5 protein-coding genes are annotated in these 5,822 nt (G+C 72.4%); all 5 read left to right on the top strand.

The window, feature by feature from the left end; genetic code table 11:
• On the top strand, nt 1-768 hold a 768-nt coding region (locus E1289_RS36045; protein ID WP_207929380.1), incomplete at its 5' end, for a cytochrome b/b6 domain-containing protein.
• 124 nt (nt 769-892) lie between these two features.
• The gene (locus E1289_RS36050; RefSeq protein WP_131988416.1) at nt 893-1,141 is read left to right on the top strand and encodes a hypothetical protein; all 249 of its coding nucleotides are present in this window, start codon (nt 893-895) and stop codon (nt 1,139-1,141) included.
• 149 nt (nt 1,142-1,290) lie between these two features.
• Nucleotides 1,291-2,820, top strand: coding sequence for a hypothetical protein (locus tag E1289_RS36055; RefSeq protein WP_165970767.1), 1,530 nt, complete (start codon nt 1,291-1,293; stop codon nt 2,818-2,820).
• A gap of 99 nt (nt 2,821-2,919) precedes the next feature.
• Nucleotides 2,920-4,641, top strand: a complete 1,722-nt coding sequence (locus E1289_RS39960) for an SseB family protein (protein ID WP_243713429.1) — start codon at nt 2,920-2,922, stop codon at nt 4,639-4,641.
• A gap of 61 nt (nt 4,642-4,702) precedes the next feature.
• Nucleotides 4,703-5,822, top strand: a 1,120-nt coding sequence (locus E1289_RS36065; RefSeq protein WP_131988420.1) for an SseB family protein, incomplete at its 3' end; no start/stop codon positions are given.

The following is a 5,822-nucleotide window of genomic DNA, read 5'->3' on the forward strand; positions in this document are numbered from 1 at the left end:
GACCCGCCCCGACGTGACCCGCCCCGGGACGGCGCCTTCACGGACGGCCGGGTCCTGCTGGAGCGGTTCACGTGGGCCGAACGACTGATCCACCACGTGACCGCGCTGTGGATGCTGGTCTGCCTGGTGACCGCGGCGCTGTTGTACTTGCCGATGCTGTCCACGCTGGTGGGGTACCGGGAGATGGTCAAGACCCTCCACGTGTGGTTCGGGTTTTCACTGCCCGCGCCGATCGTGCTGGGTCTGATCTCACGCGCCTTCAGGGCGGACCTCCGGCGGTTGAACAGGTTCGCGCCGCATGACTGGCAGTGGCTGAGGAGCGGCGACCGCAGGGTCGTGCGGTACGGACGGGGAGTCATTCCCGTGGGCAAGTTCAACGCGGGCCAGAAACTGAACGCCGCGTTCACCGCGGGCGCGATCCTGGTCATGCTCGGCACCGGCGAGATCATGACCTTCCCCGGCCCGTGGGGAGACCGGTGGCGGACGGGCGCCACGTTCGTCCACGACTGGCTCTTCCTCGCCATCGCAGTGGTGACGGTGGGGCACCTGTGGCAGGCGTTCCGCAACCGCGGCGCGTTGCAGGGGATGCTGACCGGACGCGTTGACCCCGACTGGGCGGCCCGCCACCACGCGGGCTGGGCGGAGGCCGTCCGCAGATCACCTGGCGGTGCGCCAAGTACGCAGGTGGGGAGGGTGGCCGGGGATTCGGACGATCCCTCCGTAACGGGTGACTCAGAATTTGCTAAACGACCTCCTGGTATGTCTTGACTCTCCCGGCAAAAGCGCTGGAATGGGGAATCGAGACGGGACGAGAGGTTCGGCCCGTACCCGCTCCCGTCTCGGCCGGCGGCATCCCCGTCCGCCGGAACCCCGTGCGCGGAGGTGTGCGCAGATGCCTGCACTGGCCGATCACCGGCGCGAGACCCACGACGCGCTCACACAGCGGCTCAGCGACGAGTTCACGACCTTCCCCCGGGACGCGGTACACCGGTGCGTGGCCGACGTCCAAGCGTGCATGTCGCACCTGGGGCTCGAAGCCACGCCCGCCAGAGTCGAGCGGATGGCGCGCGAGCAGCTCACCGGGATACTGAAGTCGGAGCCGCCGTCCGGGCGCGCCTCGGCGGAAGGGGCCGACGGCTGACACGTTCCGGACTTCGGTGTCCTGGCCACCGTCCCCGCCGGATCTGAGAGGCTAGAAGGGTGAGTCCCCGCAGCCGCCACCGCTCCTCCGGGGACCCGGGCCGGGACGGATCGACGCCCCCGGACGAGGTCTCGGCGATTTTCGACGGCATGCTGCGGCATGCCCGCGAGCTGCTGGCGGTCCGCAGCCCCCTGGACGCCGAGCTCATCGTCAGCGAGATCCTCGGCTCCTGGTGGGGGCACCGCTTACCGGACGGGGACGTCGAGGAGGTCATCGGCGAGGCCCTCGTCGACTACGCGCGCGCCGCCGCGACTCCGGCCGCGCTGGCCCTGCTGACGGGCATGGCCTACATGGGCACCCCCAGGCAGGCGGCCAAGGCCGAGCGCGCGGCCCTGGAACTGATGGAGAACGGCGTCGCCAGGCCGGGATGGGCCGACCGCGTGGGGATGGTCGCCCCGGAGGGCTGCTACGTGTCCAGGGACGTCTTCGGCGACCAGGACTCCATCATCTGCACCTACAGCTACGGCGGGACCGACGGGCACGCCCTGGTCGTCCTGGTCGATCGCAACAAGGCGGGTGCCGTTCAGTCGACGGGCGACGCGCTCGCCCCTGCCGGACGTCCGCCGGCGAGCGGGATGGTCAGGGACGCGTGGGTCTCGTCCCGGGTCGACAAGCTCCTCGACCACTGCCGCCGCGAAGGACGCGACAACCCGCTGATGAGGTTCGAGCAGCTCGACCCGCGCGACACCAAGGCGCTGCTGTGGAGCGCCCTGGATCTGACGGACGAAACCGATGATCCGCCGGTGAACGAGAACTTCGGCACCTACCACGCCTTCGTACGGGCGCGGGTGGACATCCTGCCGCCCGGCGGGCGCCTGCCCCAGCCGCCGGTGTACGGACCTGACAGGCGCGCGACGATCGCCGCGCGGTTCCTCGCCTCGGACGAGGCAGAGGGCCTGTCGGACCGCTCGGCCGCCAGCCGGTGCGCCGACCTCATCATCGACTACGGCTGCGCCTACGACTTCGGGCGGCCGCTCCGCGTCAGTCCCGTCAAGAGCGAGATGTTCCTCCTCGACTGGCTGCCGAGGAAGGTCTTGCTGTCCCCGGCGGAACAGGAAGCCGTCCCCCACGTCCTGGGCGCGTGGGTGCGGTGGGCGGGCAAGCGCACAGGGCTCCCCGAAGAAGGCGTCAGGGCGACGTTGGACGCCCTCTGGGACGCCACCGCGAAGTTCGCCGAGGCTTACCGCGACCCGTCCGCTTTCGGCCTCGACCGCGCCCTCGTCGACCGGCTGCTCCCCGACGGTGACCTGGAGGCACTGCCCCGGCGGGCGTTCGCCCTGCCGTTCCTGTCGGGGACCCACCGGCGTTCCGGGCGGCACGGGGTGATCGACCTGTCGACCTTGGATCCGGCCGACCCCGACGACCGCCGAGTCATCCTGGAGTTCGAGCATCCCGGTGCCGATGAAGAGCACCTTGAGGCGCACGAACGCCTCACGGAGCGGTTGTGGAAGGGGGAGCCGCCCCAACTGTGGGAGACCGCACAGGCGCTCCTTGACGTCGGCTACGAGCGCCATGAGATCCTGCACCGGCTCATCGACCTCCTCGACCATCGCGGGGACGATCCGGAGGCCCTCCGCGAGGCACTGCGTGTCCTACGTCACGAACCCCCACCCGAGTGAACTCCTGGTTTGCGCGCGGCGTCCCCGGCGACAATCATCGGGTCTCGGGCATGGTCTCGCGGGGGCACGGGGACCGGCCCCCGGTCGTAGGGAGTGATCTTGTTGGAGTGGTCCGAGTTCGCCCGGCGGCTGGGACGTGAGCTGGCCGGGCTCGAACGGGACACCATCCTCATCGTGCGCGAGCGCGATGAGAGCCGCCACTACGTCCAGGCCATGCGCGAGCCCGACCGGCTCTACGCCGAGGCCGTCAGCAACAACTTCCTCGAAGGGCCGCTGCTGCTCACGCCGGCCGACGAGGAGGTCATGAGCGAGGCGGGCTGGCGCCCGCCCGCCGATCCCGCGCCGCGCAACTGGTGGACGGAGCTACCGGAGTTCGGCACGCCCGGCGGGATGCTGGCGGTCACCGAGGGGGACTTCTCCAGGCTGGCGGACGTGATGGTCACCGCGCTGCGCGACGTCCAGGGCGTCCGGCGGCCGTCCGACCTGGTGTACGAGTCGTTCCATCGGCACGGCACCGGCCTCATCGAGCTGCTCGACTTCGGCATCGACGTCGCCGACCCCGTGCGGGTGAACGAGCGCCGCTCCTCGTCCGGCACCGTCGCCGGCACGGCCGGCTTTCTTCCCGCCGGAGCAGATCCCCTTCCCGCCGGAGCAGATCCTCTGCCCGCGGGCACGCCCCCGGCCGGGTCCCCCATGCCGCCGCAGGGCCCTTCGGGCATGCCCCCAGGCGCGGATGCCGAGCTGCTTGAGCCCCGCTTGGCCGAGGCCAAGGCGAACGGCGACAACTCCGAGTACTTCCGTCTGCTGGCGAACGCCGATCTGGTGCTGCCCGCCACCGCGCCGGCCGTGGAAGACCCCGACCACGCGGAACTGCCCACCATCGTCATCGGCAGCGACACCTACGTCACGGTGTTCACGTCGCCCGGCGCCCTAGCCCGCACCGGCGACCGGCATCCGAGCCTCTACAGGCGCACCTCGTTCGCGCAGCTGGCGTCCGGCTGGCCGGACCCTGCCTGGCGTCTGGCGATCAACTGGGGCCTGCCCAGCGAGGTGCTCCTGGACTCGTCCGTCGTGCCCCGCCTGCACGAGAGCCCGGGGGCCGTGCCACCCGCCGGGCAGGGCGTGCCGAACCCGTACGGGACGGTCGACCCGAACGCCCTCTCTGGGCCCAATCCCGTCGCGGGTGGTTCGCCCCCCGGACTCAACGGTTCTTCCTCCCTCGGCGAGGGCCCGCACGACGACGTTCCCCACGCCCCCCTGGACGACTCCCACACGGCGGTCGACCCGTTCACGGCGGCCGATCTGCAGGCGGCGCTCGATGCCGGAGGACCCGGGCGGCCGGTGGCCCCGTCGGCCGAGGCCCCGCCCGTCCCAGAGCCGGAACCCCCCGCGCCCCAGGCGCCCGCGCCTCAGGAACCTCCGCCTCAGGAGCCTCCGCCTCAGGTCCCCGCACCGCAGGTGCCTGCGCCGCAGGCGAGCGCCGAGCCGGAGCCACCGGAGCAACTGGAACCGCCGAGACCCGGACCGGAGCCGAAGCCCGAACCCGAGCCCGTCCAGCCCGAGCGTCTTCCACACGACCACGTGCAGCACCAAGCGGAACGCGCGCAGGAGGAAGTGGTGGCGCCCCTCGGTGCGCCGACGAGAAGGCTGTCCGCCGCGCAGCAGCAGCCCGCCGGGGTCCCGATCCGGCTGCCGCACGGCGCCCGCCTCTGGCGCTGGACCGGGGAGGGTGAAGAGACGCCCCTCGCGGTCTACGACGCCGTCGGGAGGGTCTGGGCGCCGGTAAGAGCCGACGCAGTCCAGGCTCCGCGAACCGAGTGACGCAACGTTCCGCTACCGTCGAGTACGGCCCCCGCCCCACGGACGTGAGAGTGGATCCCGAGTGGACTGGAACGACTTCGCCAAACGGCTGACGCTGGAGCTCTCCCGGTTGCCGGTCACGTCGTTCCTCATCGTGCAGGGCCCCAGCGGGCTCCCCTACGCACAGGCGATGAGGGCGGAAGGCGTGCTCGACGCGGAAGCGGTCAGCAGCGCGTTCCTGCCCCGGCCGCTGGCCCCGCGGCAGGAGCGCCGGCTGAAGTCGCTCGGCTGGGAGCCGCCGGACGAGGAGGAGCGCAAGAACTGGTGGCACCAGTTCACGTGGCGCGACCGCGGCGGCCGGGCCTCGGCGGAGCACCTGGAGGCGTGCGCGCTCCTCGCCGGGCTGATGGTCGGCGCCTTCCGGGACGTGTACGGCATCGAATCGCCGCTGGAACTCGTCTACCAGGCGAGCAGGTCCGGTCCCGATGGCGGCCCGCTGGCGCTGCCCGGCCTCGGGATCCCGCTGGCCGTCCCCGAGACCGGGAGCCGCCCGGCGTCCGGGCGCACCCGCCGGCCGTCCGGCTCCTCGCTGGAGACCGCCCTCACGGAGGCGCGCGAGCGCGGCGACCAGCGCGGCTATCTGGAGCTGCTCGCGCGCGCGGTGCTGTACCTGCCCGCTCCCGGCGACCCCGGCGCCGCCGAGCACCAGTTCGCCACGGCCCAGTTCGGTGACGGCACGTTCGTGCTGGCGTTCACCTCGCCCGAGGCGATGGACCGGTCCCTGCAGGGCCAGGCGGTCCACCACCGGCAGGCGTCCCTGTCGGAGCTGTCCCGCCGCTGGCCGCATCCAGAGTGGCAGCTCGCGGTCAACCCCGGCCTGCCCAGCGCGTCCTACCTGGACGCCAACGCGCTGTTCGAGCCGGAGGAGCCGCGCAAGCCCGCCGCGCCGAAGCCGCCGAAGCCGCCGGCGCCGACCGACGTGCATGTCGCGGGCGCGTCGACCCGCTCCCGCGCCCGGACGCGCGGCGTCAAGCCCGCCCGCGACGGCTCCGCCGCTCCGGCGGCGCCCAGAACTCCGCAGAGCCCGGCACCGCCGCGCACCGAACCCCGGGCACCGTCCGGCGTTCCCGCGGCCGCACCGGCGCCCACACGCCCGCCGGGCGACGTCACGGCGCCCCAGCGGGGATCAGCCCTTACCTTTC

It is taken from the genome of Actinomadura sp. 6K520 (assembly GCF_004349245.1).
Lineage (GTDB): Bacteria > Actinomycetota > Actinomycetes > Streptosporangiales > Streptosporangiaceae > Spirillospora.